The following is a 17,373-nucleotide window of genomic DNA, read 5'->3' on the forward strand; positions in this document are numbered from 1 at the left end:
GCTCAATGAATTACTGAAGTTTTGCTATTTCTAGTGCACTTCGACAAGACATTGAAAAACAATATTTTTTTGTTTCCCAACTACCTGCGAGTGCCCACACAGTTTGCTTGATATATTGTTAAAGAGCGTTGACCTTATTCAGGTCAGGGATGCGTATTCTACGCATTCCGGTTTGTTCGTCAAGCGTTGAATCAAACTTTGTTTTGTTCGTTTCAAACCCTTGTAACCGTAGGCCGGTTGCCCCGTGTCAGTGGATGCGCATTATAGGGAACCGCGGATTTTGCGCAAGGGCTTTTTTGACAAAAACAGGCCCTTGGCGACCAACAGCCTAAACACCCAGCAAAGACACAGCTTAACCACAGAGTTACCCACAAAGGGGCCTCATTTCCCTCGCCAAATACGCTAACATGGCCGAATTAAGGTCTGCATTAAGGAAGAAACCATGACAACGCCACTCAAACACTACAACGGCATATACCCCACCCTTGGTAAAGGAGCCTTCGTAGAAGCCTCTGCCGTGCTGTACGGTGATATCACGCTGGGAGAAGACGCCAGCATCTGGCCGCTGGTTGCCGCCCGTGGTGACGTTAATGCAATCCGTATCGGTGCCCGCAGCAATATTCAGGATGGTAGCGTACTACACGTCACCCGCAAGAGCGCTGCCCTGCCCGATGGGTTACCCTTGCTGATTGGCGACGATGTCACGGTCGGACACAAGGCAATGCTGCATGCCTGCGTTATCGGTAATAGAGTGCTGATTGGCATGGGTGCCATCCTGCTGGATGGCGCCGAAATAGGCGATGATGTGATCATCGGCGCCGGCAGCCTGGTGCCACCGGGGAAAAAACTTGAAGCGGGCTATCTATATGTAGGCTCGCCAGTCAAACAGGTGCGCCCCCTTACACCAGCTGAGCGCGCCTTTTTGCCCGAGTCGGCGGCGAACTATGTCCGCCTCAAGAATGAATATCTGCAACAATAGTGAGGTGGAAGGCGTGAGGAGCACGGGAGAAAGGCCAGGCAGACCCGTCGACTTGTTTTAGTGACGGCATTGCACCTTGCACCTCATCCCTCACGCTTTTTCCTTCACTGTTTTACAGGTATAAGCCGCCGTCTGGAGCAAATGCTTCCTCGCCAACCAGCTCGGCGACCCGTTCTTCTATATCGAAACGCACCGCCTCGAATGCCAGCATGATATTGGCCTCATCTACCAGGCTCTGACCGGTCATGTGCTCGAGGTGGGCCAAAGCCAGAAAACAGTCGACTTTGCGGCCCTGCCAGTGAGCGGTAAAGGCGATGCCCTGTCGCTCGGGTTGCCAGTCGAGATCGTCGTCTACAATAATGTCCTGATTCATGTAGCTGCCTCCAGTTTGGCTCGCAATGATGTCAACACCGGCATAATGTCTGGCCGTACGCCACGCCAGAGATAAAAGCTTTCTGCTGCCTGCCCCACCAGCATGCCAAGACCATCATATCGATGTTCCAACCCAAGCCCTCTGGCCCAGGCGAGAAAGACGGTTTCTTCACGCCCATACATCATATCGTAGACTCGGGTCTCGGGATGGCAAACCGCCGCGTCCAGCGTTAGCGCCTCACCCTGCAGGCTGGCGGACGTGCTGTTGATGATGATCTCGAAGCCGATGCCAGGTGCTGCCAGCGGGGCACTGACAATGTTGCCCAGGTGACTAAAGCGCCGGGCCAGTTCATTGGCTCTCGCGGGAGTACGATTGGCGACCACCAGTTGCGTCGGCAGCTCTGCCAGTAGAGGAGCAATAGCACCACGGGCCGCGCCGCCGGCACCCAGCAGTAATATTCTGGCACCCGCCAGGGTCACGCCCAGTCGCTTGAGATCCAGCACCAGGCCGGCGCCGTCGGTGTTATCTCCCAGCCAGCGTCCATCCGGTTGCAAACTCAAGGTATTAACGGCGCCAGCCAGCTCGGCACGCTCGGTCAAGACCGCCGCCAGCTCAAGAGCCTGGGTTTTAAACGGCACCGTAATATTACAACCCTTACCACCGTCGTCGGCAAAACGGTTAAGTGTGCCGGCAAAATCATCGAGCGGAGCAAGCAGGCGCCGATAATCAAGCGGCTCACCGGTCTGTTCGGCAAAGTGGTGATGAATAAAAGGGGACTGGCTGTGCTTGATGGGGTGACCGATGACGGCATATCTGTCCATGAATTCTGCTCTCATAACTGGGCGTAAACGCCGGTACCGAATAAGACCTGCAGGCACCGACAGCAATAATGATAATATTGCCATCACCGGCACTTTTTTGGTTGCATTAATTGCTGAAACGAATAGATTTTGCGCTAACGAACAAAAATTTTGTGGCTAGCCTTGGATACTGAACTGTTAAAAACCTTTCTTGAAGTTTCTCGCACTCGCCACTTCGGCAAGGCGGCGGAGCACCTGTACCTGACTCCTTCTGCGGTCAGCTTTCGCATCCGCCAGCTCGAAAGCCAGCTGGGGGTCACGCTGTTTACCCGCTTGCGCAACAATATTCAGCTGACTTCTTCCGGTGATGCGCTGATCCCTCACGCCGAGTCCATGCTGCTGGCCTGGGCCCGGGCTCAGCACGAGGTAGCCCTGAGTGAACGCCAGACCCAGCAACTGGCGGTCGCGGGTACCGCCAACCTGTGGGATGCCTATCTGCAGGAAGGTCTGCACCGGCTTTACTGTGAACTACCGGCGCTGTCGCTGCGGGCCGATATTCGCACTCCGGAGCAAATGACCCGCGCCCTGTTGGGTCGTACCCTGGATCTGGCGTTTCTGACCGATCCGGCTCGTATCGAAGGGGTTAGCCATGTCGCCATCCACACCATGGAGCTACAGCTGGTATCCAGTTACCAGAACCTGGATACCGCCAAGGCCATGGCCCAGGACTACATTCGTATCGACTGGGGAACCGCCTTCAATACCCAGCATGCCAAGCTGTTCAATACCGCGACCCCGCCTCTGCTGCACACCGGCTCGGTACGCATCGCCCTCGAATATCTGCTGCACCATGGCGGCAGCACCTTTCTGCCCAGCTCCATGATCAGCAACTACCAGCAGCAGGAGCAGCTGTTCATCGTGGCCGACACCCCTTCAATCAAGCGGGAAGTCTATGCCGCCTATCTGCCGGGCGGGGAACGCCAGGGGCTGATCGATCAGGTTATTACCCTGTTTGGCCCCCAGACCGTCGAAATTTAAACCCAGTCTCTCGGAACCAGAAAATCATTGAGTCGGGCTTCAGCCGTCCCCGGCTCCGGCTGCCAGTCATATTCCCAGCGCGCCAGCGGCGGCATCGACATCAAAATGGACTCGGTGCGGCCGCCGGTTTGCAGGCCAAACAGGGTGCCCCTGTCATACACCAGGTTGAACTCCACGTAACGTCCGCGCCGATAGAGCTGGAATTGCCGCTCGGTATCACCAAACGCCGTGTCTTTGCGCCGCTCGATAATGGGGACATAGGCATCGAGATAACCGCGACCCACGGCCTGCATGAACTCGAAGCATTGTTCGAAGGGCCACTGGTTCAAATCATCGAAAAACAGCCCACCCACACCCCGGGTTTCATCTCTGTGTTTGAGGTAAAAGTAACGATCGCACCAGGCCTTGTATTCCGGATACACCTGCTCACCGAAAGGCGCGCACAAATCCCGGGATACCCGATGCCAGTGCTCGCAGTCCTCTTCCACCGGATAAAACGGCGTCAGATCGAAGCCACCGCCAAACCACCAGACCGGATCGGCACCCTCTTTTTCGGCAATGAAAAAGCGTACGTTGGCATGACTGGTGGGAACATGGGGGTTATGGGGGTGGATAACCAGTGAAACCCCCATCGCCTCAAAGGAGCGACCGGCCAGCTCGGGCCGGTGCGCCGTGGCCGAGGCCGGCATGGCGTCCCCATGAACATGAGAGAAATTGACCCCCCCCTGCTCAATCACACTGCCGTTACGCATGACCCGGCTACGACCGCCGCCGCCTTCTTCACGGGTCCAGCTGTCTTCTTCAAAGCGGCCCTTGCCGTCCGCCTGTTCCAGCCGGGCACAAATGTCATCCTGCAACTGCAACAGGAAGGCTTTCACAGCCGTGATATCCGGTTTACCGCTCATGTCTTTTCCTCTGAGATTTATATTCAGGCCGGGCGTACCACGGCGCCGGTAATACCATCCCGGATCAACGACGGATTGGCTCGTCCATCCGTCTGCCCGGGCAATATATAGTCGAGCGCAGCACCCATGTGCTCCGCCAACTGCTGTTCGGTTCTTGCCGGCTGCTCGCCGGTTTTATTGGCACTGGTTGAGACCAGGGGCTTGCCGAAGGCCAGACACAAGTCATGCACCTGCCGATGCGCCGTGACCCGAACCGCCAGCGAGCTGAATTGCCCCCTGAGCCAGGTCGGTACCTCGGGCCGGGCCGGAATAATCCAGGTATAGGGTCCGGGCCAGCTGTTCAGCATGACTTCGAGCCGCCCCTCCGGCAGCGCCGCCAGATCCAGATAAGGCAACAGCTGGCTGAAATCGGCGGCAATCAATACCAGCCCCTTGTCGACCGGCCGCTGCTTTATTTCGAGCAACCGCCGTACGGCGTCCCCATTATCGGGATCGCAGCCCAGGCCAAACACCGCCTCGGTGGCATAACCGATGATACCGCCCTGGCGTAATTGCTCGAGCGCGACATTCAATGCTTGCGGATTCATTAACGGATGATTTCCTTCATAAAACGACTCAATGCTGGTAGCCACAACCCTTGTTGGGACAATGCAGGCCACCCTTGCGCTCCACCAGAATGCCAAAGCCGCACTCGGGGCACGGCTCGGCCACCGGCCGCTCGTTAATCACGTAACGACAGGTCGGATAGTGGTTGCAGGCGAAAAAGCGTTTGCCATAGCGGGAGGTCCTGGCCACCAACTGCCCCTTGCCACAACGGGGGCATGGCGGATCAATCTGGCCCTGATCGTTGATATCGGCCACATGGTGACAGGCAGGATAATGGGTACAACCGATAAAAAGGCCGTAGCGGCCTTTTTTGATGGCAAGAGGATGATCGCATAGCGGACACTGGCTGCCTTCCAGCACTTTTTCCACGTCCTGATCATGTTCGATGACCTTGAGTGGGCGCAGATAATCGCAGGCCGGATAAGACGCACAACCGACAAAAGCGCCATGCTTGCCATGACGCAATTCCAGGGTACCGCCGCACCGCGGGCAAGGCTCATCAGCCCAATCGGGGCCATGATCTTGGGTGTTAAACAGACTGGAATCGATTTTCGACATACCGCGCCTCCGAATTCATTGACCGAATTCTATCAGCGCGGCCGCCTTCAGTGAACCGCCCCTTCCGGCTGTTCGAAAATCAGCTCTTCCAGTTGTTGATAGGCCGACTCGCTACCGGGCACATTGAACAGCACCATCATCACCACCCATTTGAGGTCATCCAGCTCGATTTCCGGTGGATCCAGCTCCATCAGCCGATCGATGACAATCTCGCGGGTTTCGGCATTCAGCACCTTTATCTGCTCGAGGAACAACAGAAAACCACGCCCTTCGGCGTCGATCTTGTACAGCTCTTCCTGGGTGTAGATACGGAATGAATCCGGCGTAGAGCAAGCCCAGGACGGCGCGGCTTCCGCTTCCTGCAATTCGGCCAAACGCTCCAGCCAGGCCAGCGCCTTGAGGATTTCTTCCTTGTGAAAACCCGCCTGGGTTAATTCATCGGCGAGAGCATCCTGTTCCACCATGGCATCTACATCGGTATGGATGTAGGTTTCGAACAAGTACATAAGTACATCGAACATGCTCAGCTCCTTCTCGCTCTGACATAACCCCCGGGGACGGACTCCACCCAGCCAGCCAATTCCAGCTCGACCAACCGGGTAAGCACCTCCTGCACCGGCTGTTGACAACGGGACGCGATCAAATCTACCGCCGTTGTCTCTAAACCTACGTTATCCAACAACTCGGGATAAGGCAATAATTCCTCGGTGGCCGCAGGCCGAACTTTGATCGCCGCCACCGAAAATGCCACCAGTTCTTCGAGAATATCATTGGCATTGGAAACCAGTTTGGCCCCTTGCTGGATCAGCCGGTTACAGCCGCTGGCCTGCGGATTTTGCCGGGCACCGGGAATGGCAAAGACTTCCCGCCCCTGCTCCATGGCGTAACGGGCGGTAATGAGTGAGCCGCTGCGCTCGGCGGCCTCAACGATTAACACCCCCAGGCTCAAGCCACTGATAATGCGATTGCGACGAGGAAAATGATGCGCCAGCGGACCTTCCCAGGGGTAGCATTCGGATAACAGGGCGCCGCCGTTCTCGATAATCTCTGCAGCCAGGCGCAAATGACGCTTGGGGTAACATCGGTCCAGCCCCGAGCCCAGCACCGCCAGCGTGAGCCCACCGGCATTCAGTGTCGCCCGATGGCCGAGGCCATCGATCCCTATCGCCAGACCGGAAGTGATAACCGCCCCCGCCTCCACCAGCGGCGGCACCAGATTGTTGGTGTTTTCTCGACCGACATAAGAGGGATGGCGGCTGCCGACCACCGCAATTTGCGGCCGCGACAACATCGAAATATCTCCTTCCACAAACAGCAGCAGCGGCGCAGCGGACACGGCCCTGAGTAACTCCGGATACGCGGGATCATCCCACGACAAAATATGACGATTAGGCGCCTGCTGCTGCCATTCCAGCAAGGGCTCCAGCACCGATGTGTGCGGTGTCTGCAGTTGCTCCTGCTGTTCTTCGCTCAGGCCTCGGGCATGCTGCAAAGAGTGGTACCACTGTTCGCCGAGTTGAGTTCGCAGCCGAATGGCCCGCACCGGCCCTATGCCCCTGGTATGCTGCAGCGCCAGCCAGGGCAGCAGCGGATGCTGCTCAAGAGCCGAATTCGACATCTCTCACATGCCCCAGCGGATAATGGGTCTGCACCAGTTCGCTGTTGTCCAGTACCAGGGCGGCACTGGTTTGACTGTTCACCTTGAATACCATGATACGAGCTATCGCCTCTTCCGGCAGCTGCTCCGGCCGCCCGCTGGTACGCAGATAGGCACCCGCGCTGTCCGCATAGCGCAGCCTGCCGAAAGAGCCGGGAGTGACGTCATAGACACCGGGTCCGGGTTTCATCACCGCATAAAGATCACCGGCACGAATCCCGTCCGCATGCCCCTTGTTGATAAAAACAACCCCATGGCGTCCGGTAACGCTGCCCTCGGTACCCATGGCCAGAACATAACCCTGGTCGAGCGCCGGACCCGGTCGGGGGTAGTGAAAGGCGGCAATCCCCCCCGCCATGGTCAGGGGCAGTACCTTGTCGCCCTGACGCATCTCCTGCTTCATGCTGCTGACCCGGGCCTCGGTCACCTGATGGCCGCGTTGCTTTCCTGCCAGCAGGGTGCCGACCAGTGCCGCCTTCTGCCCAAGCTCGGCATGACTGAAGCGGTCGGTGAGCATTTCTCCCGGGCGATAAACCCCATAAACGGTGCCCGGGGTCAGCTGGCCACGAACATAGACCGACGAGTCTTTCACCATGGCCTCGCGACCTTGCTGGTCACCGAGAATGTAAGACGCCTGCTCAAATACCGCCGGTGACATGACGCTGTGGCTGTCGACGAAGTTCAGCATCGAAGCGAGCGGAATGGTCGCCACCGCGGAGTCGGTGCGCACCCGGGGGGAAAGGCGCACCACCTTGTCACTCTCTTCTTTCACCAGCCGGGGCTGACCGTCCACCCAGATCAGCCGCAACACATCGCCCGGATAAATCAGATGAGGATTGGCTATCTGTCGGTTGGCCTGCCACAGGGTTGGCCACAGCCAGGGCGATTTCAGGAAATGGGCGGAAATATCCCACAGGGTGTCACCCTTGCGCACCGTGTAACGCTCGGGGTAACTCTCGTTCAGTTCAAGGCCGTGGTTGTTAGGTTCAAGACTGTTGGCCTGCAGATTAAAACAACACCCCGCCAGCAACCCGAGTAAAAATCGACCTCTGCGTTTCATCACATCCGTGTCCTCAAGTTAACTCTGCTGTTTTTTATGCGCTTAAATGGCTAAAATACTATCAGTATCGATACAGTAACAAGCAAGGTAGTCATGGCAAAAGTCTTAGAAGTATTACGTTTTCCCGATGAGCGACTGCGTACCGTCGCCAAACCCGTCACCGAGTTCACACCGGCATTACAGCAAATTGTAGATGATATGTTTGAAACCATGTACGCCGAAGAGGGCATAGGCCTGGCGGCGACTCAGGTCGACTTTCATCAGCAGTTGATCGTCATGGATGTGTCTGAAGACCGGGAGCAACAGCTGGTGCTGATCAACCCGGAAATTATCGAGCGCAGCGGCAGCACCGGTATCGAAGAAGGTTGTCTGTCGGTGCCCGGCGCCCGCGCCCTGGTGGAAAGAGCCGAACGCGTCAAGGTTCGCGCTCAGGATCGTCATGGCCAGACCTTTGAACTGGAAGCCGACGAGCTGCTGGCCATCTGCATTCAGCATGAAATGGATCACCTGATCGGCAAGCTGTTTGTCGATTACCTGTCGCCGCTCAAGCGCCAGCGCATCCGCCAGAAAATGGAAAAGCTTGCCAAGCAAGAAGCACAATAATAAAGGACGCCCCTTGAGCAAACTCAATATCATTTTTGCCGGTACGCCGGATTTCGCGGCCCGTCACCTGCAGGCACTGCTCGGCTCCGAGCACAATGTGGTTGCCGTTTACACCCAGCCGGACCGACCCGCCGGTCGCGGCAAGAAGCTGACCCCCAGCCCGGTCAAGGTTGCCGCCGAACAGGCCGGCATTCCGGTGTTTCAGCCCCAGAGCCTGCGCAACGAAGAAGCGCAGCAACAGCTTGCCGCCCTCAACGCCGACATCATGGTGGTGGTCGCCTATGGTCTGATCCTGCCGCAGGTGGTGCTGGACGCACCGCGTCTGGGCTGCATCAATGTGCATGGCTCCCTGCTGCCTCGCTGGCGGGGTGCCGCCCCCATTCAGCGCGCCATCTGGGCCGGCGACCGGGAAACCGGCGTGACCATCATGCAAATGGACAAGGGACTGGATACCGGCGACATGCTGCATCTGGCCCGCCTGCCGATCACCCCTGAAGATACCTCCGCCAGCCTGTATGACAAGCTGGCCGGCATAGGCCCACCAGCACTGTTACAGGCTCTGACCCACATTGCCGATGGCAGCATCAACGCCGAGCCTCAGGACGACGCGTTAGCCAACTATGCGGAAAAACTGTCCAAGGAAGAGGCCCGCATCGACTGGCAACTGCCGGCCGAGCAGATCGAGCGCAACGTGCGCGCCTTCAATCCCTGGCCGGTCAGCTATTTCATGGTGGACGAGCACAACATCAAGGTCTGGCAGGCCCAGGTACTCGATGAACACAACGACCAGGCGCCCGGTACCCTCATTCGTGCCGGCAAGGCCGGTATCGACGTGGCCACCGGCAAGGGTGTGCTGCGTCTGCTCAGCCTGCAACCGCCGGGCAAGAAAGCCATGACCTGTCAGGATCTGCTCAACGCCCGCAAGGACTGGTTCCAGCCCGGCAACCGCCTGGCGTGAACACACTTAACTTATTGGTAATCATATGAAAACCCGTGCCGCCGCGGCCAACATCCTTCATCAGGTACTCAACAAGGGCCAGTCGTTGTCTACCCTGCTGCCGCGTTATCAGCAGGAAGTAGCCGCCAAAGATCGCGCCCTGCTGCAGGAGCTGTGTTTCGGCACCCTGCGCTGGTACAGCCGACTCGACGCCATCGCCAAGCAGTTGCTGGACAAGCCGCTCAAGGGCAAGTATCAGCCGGTGCACTCGCTGCTGCTGGTAGGCATCTATCAGCTGCTTTATACCCGGATACCGGCTCACGCCGCCCTGGCGGAAACCGTCAACGCCTGCAAGCTGCTGAAAGCCGATCCCTTCAAGGGCATGGTCAACGGCGTACTGCGCAACGTACAGCGCCAACAGGACGAACTGACCGCCAAGGTCGACGCCCTGCCCCAGTTACGGCTGGCGCACCCCAACTGGCTGGTCAAGCGCCTGCAAAAGGCCTATCCCGAGCAGTGGCAGGACATTCTCGAGGCCAATAACCAGCATCCGCCGATGTGGATTCGGATCAATCAGAGCCATCACTCGCGTGAAGACTACCTGACACTGCTGCAACAAAATGGTCAGGAAGCCGAGCCCGACAACCTGGCCGACAGCGCTCTGCGTCTGGCTCGCCCGGTCGATGTGGCCACCCTGCCCGGTTTCGAGCTGGGCCACAGCTCGGTACAGGATGCGGCGGCACAAATGGCCGCCCAGCTGCTGGACGCCGCCCCCGGCGAAACCGTGCTCGATGCCTGTGCCGCCCCCGGTGGCAAGACCGCCCATATTCTCGAGCGTCAGCCGGCGCTGGCACAGCTGGTGGCCGTCGACATGGACGGTGAGCGTCTGAAGCGAGTACACCAGAACCTGGAACGCATCGGGCTGCAGGCCACCGTGCTTCAGGGTGACGCCGCCCAACCCGCCGACTGGTGGCAGGGTACTGCCTTCGATCGCATCCTACTCGACGCCCCCTGTTCGGCCACCGGCGTGATTCGCCGCCACCCGGACATCAAGTGGCTGCGCCGCCCGGACGATATTGCCCAGCTGGCCGCCCTGCAGGCGCAGATCCTGGACGCCCTCTGGCAGCAACTGAAGCCCGGCGGCACCCTGCTCTACGCCACCTGCTCTATTCTGCCGGACGAGAACAGCGCCCAGATCAAGGCGTTTCTGCAACGCACCCCGGATGCCCGTCATCAGCCCCTGCACCCGGACGAGTCGGTCGAGCAACCGGGCTGGCAATTGCTGCCGGGCGCCGAGCAGCGGGATGGCTTCTACTACGCCAAGCTGAGTAAGTTGCCATGAAAATCATCATTCTGGGCGCCGGTCAGGTAGGCGGAACCCTGGCGGAAAATCTGGTGGGCGAGAATAACGACATCACCATCGTCGATACCGACGGCGAACGCTTGCGCGAGCTGCAGGACAAGTACGATTTGCGGGTGGTCAACGGCCACGGTGCCTACCCCAACGTGCTGCGCGAAGCCGGTGCCCAGGATGCGGATATGCTGGTGGCGGTGACCAGCAGCGACGAAACCAACATGATCGCCTGTCAGGTGGCCTATTCGCTGTTCAACACCCCCAACAAGGTGGCGCGGATCCGCTCGCCGGAGTTTCTGGCCGAGCGTGAACGGCTGTTTCTCAACGAGGCGCTGCCGGTCGACAACCTGATTGCGCCCGAGCAGCTGGTCACCGAATACATCTACCGGCTGATCCAGTATCCGGGCGCGTTGCAGGTGGTCGACTTCGCCGAGGGCAAGGTCGGTCTGGTGGCGATCAAGGCCTATTACGGCGGTCCCCTGGTGGGTAACGCCCTGTCTACCCTGCGCGAGCACATGCCCAGCATCGACACCCGGGTGGCGGCCATCTTTCGTCAGGACAGGCCGATACGCCCCCAGGGCACCACCATTATCGAGGCCGACGACGAGGTGTTTTTCGTCGCCGCCAGCGGCCATATTCGTGCCGTGATGTCGGAACTGCAACGACTGGAAAATGACTACAAGCGCATCATGATCGTCGGCGGCGGCAACATCGGTGCCGGTCTGGCCCGTCGGCTGGAGAAGCACTATTCGGTCAAGCTCATCGAGCACAATCCCAAACGCGCCGAGCAGCTGTCCGAGTTGCTGGAGAACACCATCGTCTTCTGCGGTGACGCCGCCGATCAGGAGCTGCTGCTGGAAGAGCATATCGATCAGGTCGATGTGTTCATCGCCGTGACCAACAAGGACGAGGCCAACATCATGTCGGCCATGCTCGCCAAGAAACTGGGTGCCAGAAAGGTAATGGTACTGATCCAGCGCGGCGCCTACGTCGATCTGGTGCAGGGCGGCAGCATCGATGTGGCCATCTCACCGCAGCAGGCCACCATTTCGGCGCTGCTGACCCACGTGCGCCGGGCCGACATCGTCAACGTCTACTCCCTGCGCCGCGGTGCGGCCGAAGCCATCGAGGCCATCGCCCACGGTGAAAGATCCACCTCCAAGGTGGTCGGTCGTCAGGTGGGGGAGCTCAAGCTGCCGCCAGGCACCACCATAGGTGCCATAGTGCGGGGCGACGAGGTACTGATTGCCCACGACAGAACCGTGATCGAGCAGAACGATCACGTGGTGCTGTTTCTGGTCGACAAGAAGTTTATTCCGGAAGTGGAACGGCTGTTCCAGCCCAGTCCCTTCTTCCTTTAATCGGCCGCCCGGCCGCCGGGCAGGGAATGCAACGACCCTTCCTCGGCGGCGCGGGCCTGCAGGTGTTCGGGTAACGGCTTGGTGACTTCCACCCCCAGCTCGCGAAAGGCCTCGGCCTGTCGGATCAGGTTGCCACGACCGCTGCTCAGCTTCTTCATCGCCCGCTGATAGTTATCGTCGGCCCGCTGCAACGACTGGCCCACGGCTTCCATGTCTTCCGTGAACAATCGCAGTTTTTCGTAGATCTTGCCCGCCGACTCGGCAATTTTGCGCGCATTCTGGTTTTGCCGTTCTATCCGCCACAGGTTCTCGATGGTACGCAGCGCCACCAGCAGATTGGTGGGGCTGACCAGCAGAATATTATGGTCGAGGGCATATTTTACCAGCCCCGGCTCCGCCTCCACCGCCACCAGAAAGGCCGGCTCGACCGCCACGAACATCAGCACATAGTCGAGGGTTCTCACCCCCTGCAGGTTCTGATAGTCCTTGCGCCCCAGCTCGCGAATATGGCCGCGTACCGAGGTCACGTGATCGCGCAGCGCCTGCTCGCGTTCTGCGGCATCGTCACCGTTGAAATAGCGCTCGTAGGCGGTGAGCGACACCTTGGCATCGATGATGATGTCTTTTTCCTGCGGCAGGTGCACCACCACATCCGGCTGATAGCGCTTGCCCTCGGCGTTGTTCAGGCTGAGCTGGGTGCTGTATTCGTGGCCTTCGCGCAGCCCGGACTCCGACAGCACCCTGGAAAGCACCACTTCGCCCCAGTTGCCCTGCTGTTTGCTGTCGCCCTTCAGCGCCCGGGTCAGGGCGGCGGTATCGACGCTCATCTGCTGGTGCAGCTCGGCCAACCGCTCAATCTCGAACTTCAGGCTGTGGCGCTGGCGGCTTTCATCGGCGTAGGTTTCCTGCATGCTGCGGCGAAAGCCTTCCAGCTGCTCGCGCAGCGGCGACAAGACGCCGTCCAGGCTGTTCTGATTCAGTTCGCGGAAGTTGTGCGTTTTCTGCTCGAAGATACGCTGGGCCAGGTTTTCAAACTGCTGCCCCAGCCGGGTTTCACTGGCTTCGAACTGAGCCTGCTTTTCCGCCGCCCACTGCCGCTCCTGGCGCAACAGGGTCTCGTATTCCTTGAGCCGACCGTTCATTTTCAGCACCAGTTGCTGCTGCTGATCCAGCCGTTGCCGGGTGTCCTGCAGCTCGCCGCCCCGCTCCTCCAGCTGCGCCTGCAACTGCCGGTTTTGCTGGGCCAGCAACTGCAGGCGAGTACCCAGGCCGAGCCGGGTCAGCCCCCAGCCGGCCAGCGCGGTTGCCGCCGCCAGCCAGTAAGGCCAGCTCGTTGCCAATAACGACGTCATCAGCGCCTCCGCTGTTCAAGCATGGCCAGCACGCGGCGGTTGAAGCGCAACCAGAGCAGCACATAGAGCAGGTACAACAGCATGATCAACCACTTGTGCTGATTCACGCCATTGTCGAATTCGGCCAGCGGCAGCCCCGTCAGCTGGCAGTACAACCACAGCAGCAACGGAAACATCAGCAATACCGACCAGCGCCAGCACTGGCCGAGCAAGGAAATAAGAAAGCCGTTATCCAAAATGTATTCCAACCGTCTGATAATCAGGCGCCAGCTTAACAGCGAGCGCGCGGGAAATCAGCCAGAGCGACGCAGATAACTCCTTAACTGCTCCGACGGAATCGAACTGCTGGAAGACAGGGTGTAGGCCGCCCACTGCCCGGCCTGGATCAAGGTTGCCGACATCGATAGCCCGGATACCAGTCCGTGGATCAGACCGCCGGCAAAGGCGTCACCGGCGCCGGTGGCATCCACCACCGACACCGGCCGGCTCGGCACCCGAATATGCTGATCGGCCGAAAAGGCCTCGGCCCCCTGCTCGCCGTGGGTGACTACCAGCCATTGCAACCGCTCACCCGCCAGTTGCCGGGCGTGCTCCCAGAGATTGGGTTGCGGCGTCAGATCCGCCGCCGAGGCGATCATCACCTGGCAGGGCCGGGCCCAGCGCCCGCCCTTGGGGTATTGGCTTACCACCAGGCTGTGTTCCGCCATCTGCGCCATATACGCTGCCACCTCACCGCCGTCATAATTGACATACAGGCAGTCCACCGGACCTATGGGCAGGTTGCCGGGCAAGGCCGGTCGCCGGTGCTGGCGCAATATGGTGCGTTCGCCCAGACTGTCCACCAGCACCAGCAGCTCACCGGTTTCACCGTCAAACTGCTCCACCTGCTTCACGTCCAGCCCCAGCTTGGCTGCCTGCCGGCACAGCCAGTCACCGGTGTCGTCGTTGCCTACCCGGGCGGCAATGCTCACCTGATGCCCGGCCCACAACAGCCCGACGCCGGTATTGGCGCCGCCGCCGCCCAGCCGCCGCCCCTGATCCCGATATAACAGACGCCCTCCGGCGGCCAGGGGGTCATTCAGCAGCACATGATCACAATTCAGGTTGGCCAGCAGCCGTATTTTTGCCATTCAGGCTCCTCAATGAGAATGGCGCCCACGTCGGCGCCATCCTGGTAATCGATTGTCGATGATACGGGGGTGATGAGTAAGCAGCCTACTCCACCGTCACTTGAATGAGTTCAGACATGATCGGTGGCTGATGCGGCGCATGTTGCGCATCGCCCAGCACCAGTTGCAAACGATATTGTCCCGGCGGCAGACTGAGCCGGGTTTCGGTCTGACCACCACCAAAATGGCGCACCTGATCGCTGGCCGGTAGCGGCTGGGTCAGATCCGGCATGGGATCGGCGTTAATCAGCAGGTGATGGTGACCGGTGTTTTCCTGTTCCACCCCGGCCGGCGCCACGCCCATGCCTTCCAGGCCGAAGCGCACGGTAAACTCGCTACTCAGGGTGTCGCCATCGGCCGGACTGAGGAAATAGACCCGAGCGCCTGAAGGCGCCGGGGTGGCCGATACCGATAACGCCGCCAGCAGGGCGGCAGTACCGAACATGCTCGTTATTCTCATCATTGTCGGTCTCCGTGGGGATATCAGTCCCAAGCATAGCAGCGCTTTTGGGCTGATGGCGCATCTTGGCCAAGGCCGGACGCCGACACCATCTTCGATATCGATTTAAAAACCGGCATGGCAAATACACCTCATACGACTCCTTATTGCCATGACAATTATCAATAAATTCACGATTTTAGGCGTATCGCTTTCCATATGGCGCTGATAATCTGATACAAGCTGGCAACACTTTCGCATCATGCATTAGCCAGCCTGAATATAACAAGCACGGGACGCTGCAACCTGATGTCTGGAACACCGGCACAGCCATGGCTGTTGTCGGCATCATCCAATGGTCACGGCTCATCCCCCACCCGGAATTCAACAGCAATAGCCAGTGGCGACCCGTCACTGGGAGGATGGACATGCAATTTCTGAATAATCTCAGTCTGCGTTACAAGCTGCTGGCCATGGTCGCCAGCCTGTTTATCGGCATTCTGCTGGTACAGGGTTCGGCCATGATCGGCCTGCGTCACGAGTTGCTGGATGCGCGCAAGGAAAAGGTACAAGAACAGGTAGAAACGGCGGTGTCACTGATCGGTTACTACTATGGCCAACGCCAGACGCTGGGCGAAGAGGAAAGCAAGCGCCTGGCCAAACAGGCGGTAGGGGCACTGCGTTATGGCAGTGACGGCTACATGTGGATCAACGACATGCAACATCGTCTGGTGCTGCACCCGATCAAACCCGACGCCGAAGGCAAGGACATGACCCAGGTGCAGGATGCCGATGGCCAGTACCATTGGCAGGCCATGGTGCAACGGGTCAAACAACAGCAGGCCGGTTTTGTCGAGTACAGCTATATCGGCCCGCAGTTCGACTCGCCGCAGCAGAAGGTGTCTTATGTGCAGGGCTTTACTCCCTGGGGTTGGGTCATCGGCAGCGGCGTTTACCTGAGTGACGTCAACACCCTGTTCTGGCAGCAAGCCACCAAGTCGCTGCTGCTGATGGCGCTGGTCATGGTGCTGGCGCTGATTATCGTGGTACTGATCAGCCGCTCGCTGACCTTCTCGGTGGCACGGGTGCTGGAGGTGGTGCAGCAGTTCGGCAAGGGGGATTTGAGTGTTCGCACCGACTCGACCCGGGCCGATGAAATCGGTCAGCTGTCGCGTGGGGTCGATACCATGGGCGAACAGCTGTGTACCTTGCTGCAAAAGGTCCGCAATGCCTCGACCACCCTCGATGATGAAGCGGAAGGACTGAGCGTCAAGAGTCAGCAAACTCGTGCCAGCATGCAGGCACAGTTTTCCGAGGTGGATCAGGTCGCCACCGCCATGAACGAAATGAACGCCACCGTGCATGAAGTGGCGCGCTACGCCAACGATGCCTCCCAGGCCGCCGATCACGCCAACAGCGAGGCCCGCATGGGGCACGACGACGTGGCCCGCAGTATCGATACCATGCTGCAGCTGGCCGAGTCGGTGACACAGGCCGACAACGCCATGCGCGAACTGGAAAGCCAGACCCAGAAGATTGGCTCCGTGGTCGAGGTCATCCGCACCATTTCCGAGCAAACCAACCTGCTGGCGCTGAACGCCGCCATCGAGGCCGCCCGGGCCGGTGACTCCGGCCGCGGTTTTGCCGTGGTAGCCGACGAGGTTCGTTCGCTGGCGCAACGCACTCAGGACTCGACCGGTGAAATTCAGCGCATGATCCAGCAGCTGCAGAGCCATGCCGGCACCGTGGTCGAGCATATGCAGAGCAGTCAGGAGCAGGCCGGGATCAGCGTCGATGTGGTACGCGCCGCCGGCAAGGATCTGGAAAAGATTCTGGACGAAGTGCAGCGGATCAACGACATGAACGCCCAGATCGCCACCGCCTCGGAAGAGCAGTCTGCCGTGGCCGAAGAGATCAACCGCAACCTGCTGCACATCAACGAAGGCTCGCAGGAAGCGCTGCAGGTGAGTGAGCTGATTTCACAAACCAGCCACCGGGTGCTGGGTGCCTCGCGCGATTTGCATCAGCAGATAGCGCATTTCCGGCTGCAGCAAACCAATGAGCACGGGATCGTGTTTGATGCCGTCGAGGTCAAGACGCAACCCGCCTGATCCGGCACCAGCCACCAACAACAAGGCCGCCCGCGGGCGGCCTTTTTTTATTACCAGATTGCATCACCAGA

General features: G+C 59.3%; 19 protein-coding genes. 7 read left to right on the forward strand and 12 right to left on the reverse strand.

Going from position 1 to position 17,373, the window contains the following annotated elements; all coding sequences use genetic code 11:
* Positions 1-442: 442 nt before the first annotated feature.
* A complete protein-coding gene (locus ABD827_RS09060) occupies positions 443-979 on the forward strand; it encodes a gamma carbonic anhydrase family protein (RefSeq protein ID WP_344964277.1) in 537 nt (178 codons plus the stop codon).
* Positions 980-1,091: 112 nt separating this feature from the next.
* Here the strand turns inward: ABD827_RS09060 and ABD827_RS09065 are convergent, their stop codons facing one another.
* Together ABD827_RS09065 and aroE are read right to left on the reverse strand one after the other, a co-directional pair.
* Positions 1,092-1,352 carry a DUF1488 family protein gene (locus ABD827_RS09065; protein WP_344964278.1) on the reverse strand — a complete coding sequence of 87 codons (261 nt, stop codon included), beginning with the start codon at positions 1,350-1,352 and terminating at the stop codon, positions 1,092-1,094.
* On the reverse strand, positions 1,349-2,173 hold the full coding sequence (aroE, locus tag ABD827_RS09070; RefSeq protein WP_344964280.1) for a shikimate dehydrogenase: 825 nt from the start codon (positions 2,171-2,173) through the stop codon (positions 1,349-1,351). The genes ABD827_RS09065 and aroE overlap by 4 nt, the downstream gene beginning before the upstream one ends.
* Before the next feature lie 162 nt (positions 2,174-2,335).
* Between aroE and hdfR the strand changes: the two genes are divergently transcribed.
* A complete protein-coding gene (hdfR, locus tag ABD827_RS09075; RefSeq protein ID WP_298719815.1) occupies positions 2,336-3,190 on the forward strand; it encodes an HTH-type transcriptional regulator HdfR in 855 nt (284 codons plus the stop codon).
* Here hdfR and hemF read toward each other — a convergent pair.
* From hemF to ABD827_RS09105, 6 genes are read right to left on the reverse strand one after another with little or no spacing between them, the layout of a single operon-like run.
* The gene (gene hemF, locus ABD827_RS09080; RefSeq protein WP_344964283.1) at positions 3,187-4,095 is read right to left on the reverse strand and encodes an oxygen-dependent coproporphyrinogen oxidase; all 909 of its coding nucleotides are present in this window, start codon (positions 4,093-4,095) and stop codon (positions 3,187-3,189) included. The two genes, hdfR and hemF, sit on opposite strands and share 4 nt — an antisense overlap.
* Positions 4,096-4,118: 23 nt before the next feature.
* Positions 4,119-4,682 carry an L-threonylcarbamoyladenylate synthase type 1 TsaC gene (gene tsaC / locus ABD827_RS09085; protein ID WP_344964285.1) on the reverse strand — a complete coding sequence of 188 codons (564 nt, stop codon included), beginning with the start codon at positions 4,680-4,682 and terminating at the stop codon, positions 4,119-4,121.
* Positions 4,683-4,710: 28 nt separating this feature from the next.
* Positions 4,711-5,259: a DNA topoisomerase family protein gene (locus tag ABD827_RS09090; protein ID WP_344964286.1), complete on the reverse strand. Its 549-nt coding sequence runs from the start codon at positions 5,257-5,259 to the stop codon at positions 4,711-4,713.
* A 47-nt stretch (positions 5,260-5,306) separates the two neighbouring features.
* On the reverse strand, positions 5,307-5,780 hold the full coding sequence (locus tag ABD827_RS09095) for a DUF494 family protein (RefSeq protein WP_298719823.1): 474 nt from the start codon (positions 5,778-5,780) through the stop codon (positions 5,307-5,309).
* A gap of 2 nt (positions 5,781-5,782) precedes the next feature.
* Positions 5,783-6,877 carry a DNA-processing protein DprA gene (gene dprA / locus ABD827_RS09100; RefSeq protein WP_298719825.1) on the reverse strand — a complete coding sequence of 365 codons (1,095 nt, stop codon included), beginning with the start codon at positions 6,875-6,877 and terminating at the stop codon, positions 5,783-5,785.
* Entirely contained in the window at positions 6,858-7,976 is a 1,119-nt protein-coding gene (locus ABD827_RS09105) for a LysM peptidoglycan-binding domain-containing protein (RefSeq protein WP_344964289.1), read from the reverse strand. Before ABD827_RS09105 ends, dprA begins: the two co-directional genes overlap by 20 nt.
* Before the next feature lie 93 nt (positions 7,977-8,069).
* Between ABD827_RS09105 and def the strand changes: the two genes are divergently transcribed.
* The 4 genes from def to trkA are packed head-to-tail and all read left to right on the forward strand — an operon-like array spanning position 8,070 to position 12,231.
* Positions 8,070-8,579 carry a peptide deformylase gene (def, locus tag ABD827_RS09110; RefSeq protein ID WP_298719827.1) on the forward strand — a complete coding sequence of 170 codons (510 nt, stop codon included), beginning with the start codon at positions 8,070-8,072 and terminating at the stop codon, positions 8,577-8,579.
* Positions 8,580-8,592: 13 nt separating this feature from the next.
* On the forward strand, positions 8,593-9,537 hold the full coding sequence (gene fmt, locus ABD827_RS09115) for a methionyl-tRNA formyltransferase (RefSeq protein ID WP_344964291.1): 945 nt from the start codon (positions 8,593-8,595) through the stop codon (positions 9,535-9,537).
* Between the two features lie 25 nt (positions 9,538-9,562).
* The gene (gene rsmB / locus ABD827_RS09120) at positions 9,563-10,858 is read left to right on the forward strand and encodes a 16S rRNA (cytosine(967)-C(5))-methyltransferase RsmB (RefSeq protein ID WP_344964293.1); all 1,296 of its coding nucleotides are present in this window, start codon (positions 9,563-9,565) and stop codon (positions 10,856-10,858) included.
* The gene (trkA, locus tag ABD827_RS09125) at positions 10,855-12,231 is read left to right on the forward strand and encodes a Trk system potassium transporter TrkA (RefSeq protein ID WP_344964295.1); all 1,377 of its coding nucleotides are present in this window, start codon (positions 10,855-10,857) and stop codon (positions 12,229-12,231) included. The genes rsmB and trkA overlap by 4 nt, the downstream gene beginning before the upstream one ends.
* Here the strand turns inward: trkA and rmuC are convergent.
* The 4 genes from rmuC to ABD827_RS09145 all read right to left on the reverse strand — a co-directional run bounded on the left by rmuC (position 12,228) and on the right by ABD827_RS09145 (position 15,215).
* Complete coding sequence (rmuC, locus tag ABD827_RS09130) at positions 12,228-13,583, reverse strand: DNA recombination protein RmuC (RefSeq protein ID WP_344964297.1); 1,356 nt, start codon at positions 13,581-13,583, stop codon at positions 12,228-12,230. The two genes, trkA and rmuC, sit on opposite strands and share 4 nt — an antisense overlap.
* On the reverse strand, positions 13,583-13,819 hold the full coding sequence (locus ABD827_RS09135) for a hypothetical protein (protein WP_298720021.1): 237 nt from the start codon (positions 13,817-13,819) through the stop codon (positions 13,583-13,585). Before ABD827_RS09135 ends, rmuC begins: the two co-directional genes overlap by 1 nt.
* A gap of 57 nt (positions 13,820-13,876) precedes the next feature.
* A complete protein-coding gene (locus ABD827_RS09140; protein ID WP_344964299.1) occupies positions 13,877-14,713 on the reverse strand; it encodes a PfkB family carbohydrate kinase in 837 nt (278 codons plus the stop codon).
* A gap of 85 nt (positions 14,714-14,798) precedes the next feature.
* The gene (locus ABD827_RS09145) at positions 14,799-15,215 is read right to left on the reverse strand and encodes a DUF4399 domain-containing protein (RefSeq protein ID WP_344964301.1); all 417 of its coding nucleotides are present in this window, start codon (positions 15,213-15,215) and stop codon (positions 14,799-14,801) included.
* A gap of 404 nt (positions 15,216-15,619) precedes the next feature.
* Between ABD827_RS09145 and ABD827_RS09150 the strand changes: the two genes are divergently transcribed.
* The gene (locus tag ABD827_RS09150) at positions 15,620-17,302 is read left to right on the forward strand and encodes a methyl-accepting chemotaxis protein (protein ID WP_344964304.1); all 1,683 of its coding nucleotides are present in this window, start codon (positions 15,620-15,622) and stop codon (positions 17,300-17,302) included.
* Positions 17,303-17,373: the final 71 nt, after the last annotated feature.

Source organism: Oceanisphaera sediminis (assembly GCF_039539745.1).
GTDB classification, from domain to species: Bacteria; Pseudomonadota; Gammaproteobacteria; order Enterobacterales; family Aeromonadaceae; genus Oceanimonas; species Oceanimonas sediminis.

Bases quoted from the DNA above. Each gene is read 5' to 3' on its own strand.
- ABD827_RS09060 (WP_344964277.1), top strand. From the start codon at position 443: ATGACAACGCCACTCAAACACTACAACGGCATATACCCCACCCTTGGT.
- ABD827_RS09065 (WP_344964278.1), bottom strand. From the start codon at position 1,352: ATGAATCAGGACATTATTGTAGACGACGATCTCGACTGGCAACCCGAG.
- aroE (WP_344964280.1), bottom strand. From the start codon at position 2,173: ATGGACAGATATGCCGTCATCGGTCACCCCATCAAGCACAGCCAGTCC.
- hemF (WP_344964283.1), bottom strand. From the start codon at position 4,095: ATGAGCGGTAAACCGGATATCACGGCTGTGAAAGCCTTCCTGTTGCAG.
- tsaC (WP_344964285.1), bottom strand. From the start codon at position 4,682: ATGAATCCGCAAGCATTGAATGTCGCGCTCGAGCAATTACGCCAGGGC.
- ABD827_RS09090 (WP_344964286.1), bottom strand. From the start codon at position 5,259: ATGTCGAAAATCGATTCCAGTCTGTTTAACACCCAAGATCATGGCCCC.
- ABD827_RS09095 (WP_298719823.1), bottom strand. From the start codon at position 5,780: ATGTTCGATGTACTTATGTACTTGTTCGAAACCTACATCCATACCGAT.
- dprA (WP_298719825.1), bottom strand. From the start codon at position 6,877: ATGTCGAATTCGGCTCTTGAGCAGCATCCGCTGCTGCCCTGGCTGGCG.
- ABD827_RS09105 (WP_344964289.1), bottom strand. From the start codon at position 7,976: ATGAAACGCAGAGGTCGATTTTTACTCGGGTTGCTGGCGGGGTGTTGT.
- def (WP_298719827.1), top strand. From the start codon at position 8,070: ATGGCAAAAGTCTTAGAAGTATTACGTTTTCCCGATGAGCGACTGCGT.
- rsmB (WP_344964293.1), top strand. From the start codon at position 9,563: ATGAAAACCCGTGCCGCCGCGGCCAACATCCTTCATCAGGTACTCAAC.
- trkA (WP_344964295.1), top strand. From the start codon at position 10,855: ATGAAAATCATCATTCTGGGCGCCGGTCAGGTAGGCGGAACCCTGGCG.
- rmuC (WP_344964297.1), bottom strand. From the start codon at position 13,583: ATGACGTCGTTATTGGCAACGAGCTGGCCTTACTGGCTGGCGGCGGCA.
- ABD827_RS09140 (WP_344964299.1), bottom strand. From the start codon at position 14,713: ATGGCAAAAATACGGCTGCTGGCCAACCTGAATTGTGATCATGTGCTG.
- ABD827_RS09145 (WP_344964301.1), bottom strand. From the start codon at position 15,215: ATGATGAGAATAACGAGCATGTTCGGTACTGCCGCCCTGCTGGCGGCG.
- ABD827_RS09150 (WP_344964304.1), top strand. From the start codon at position 15,620: ATGCAATTTCTGAATAATCTCAGTCTGCGTTACAAGCTGCTGGCCATG.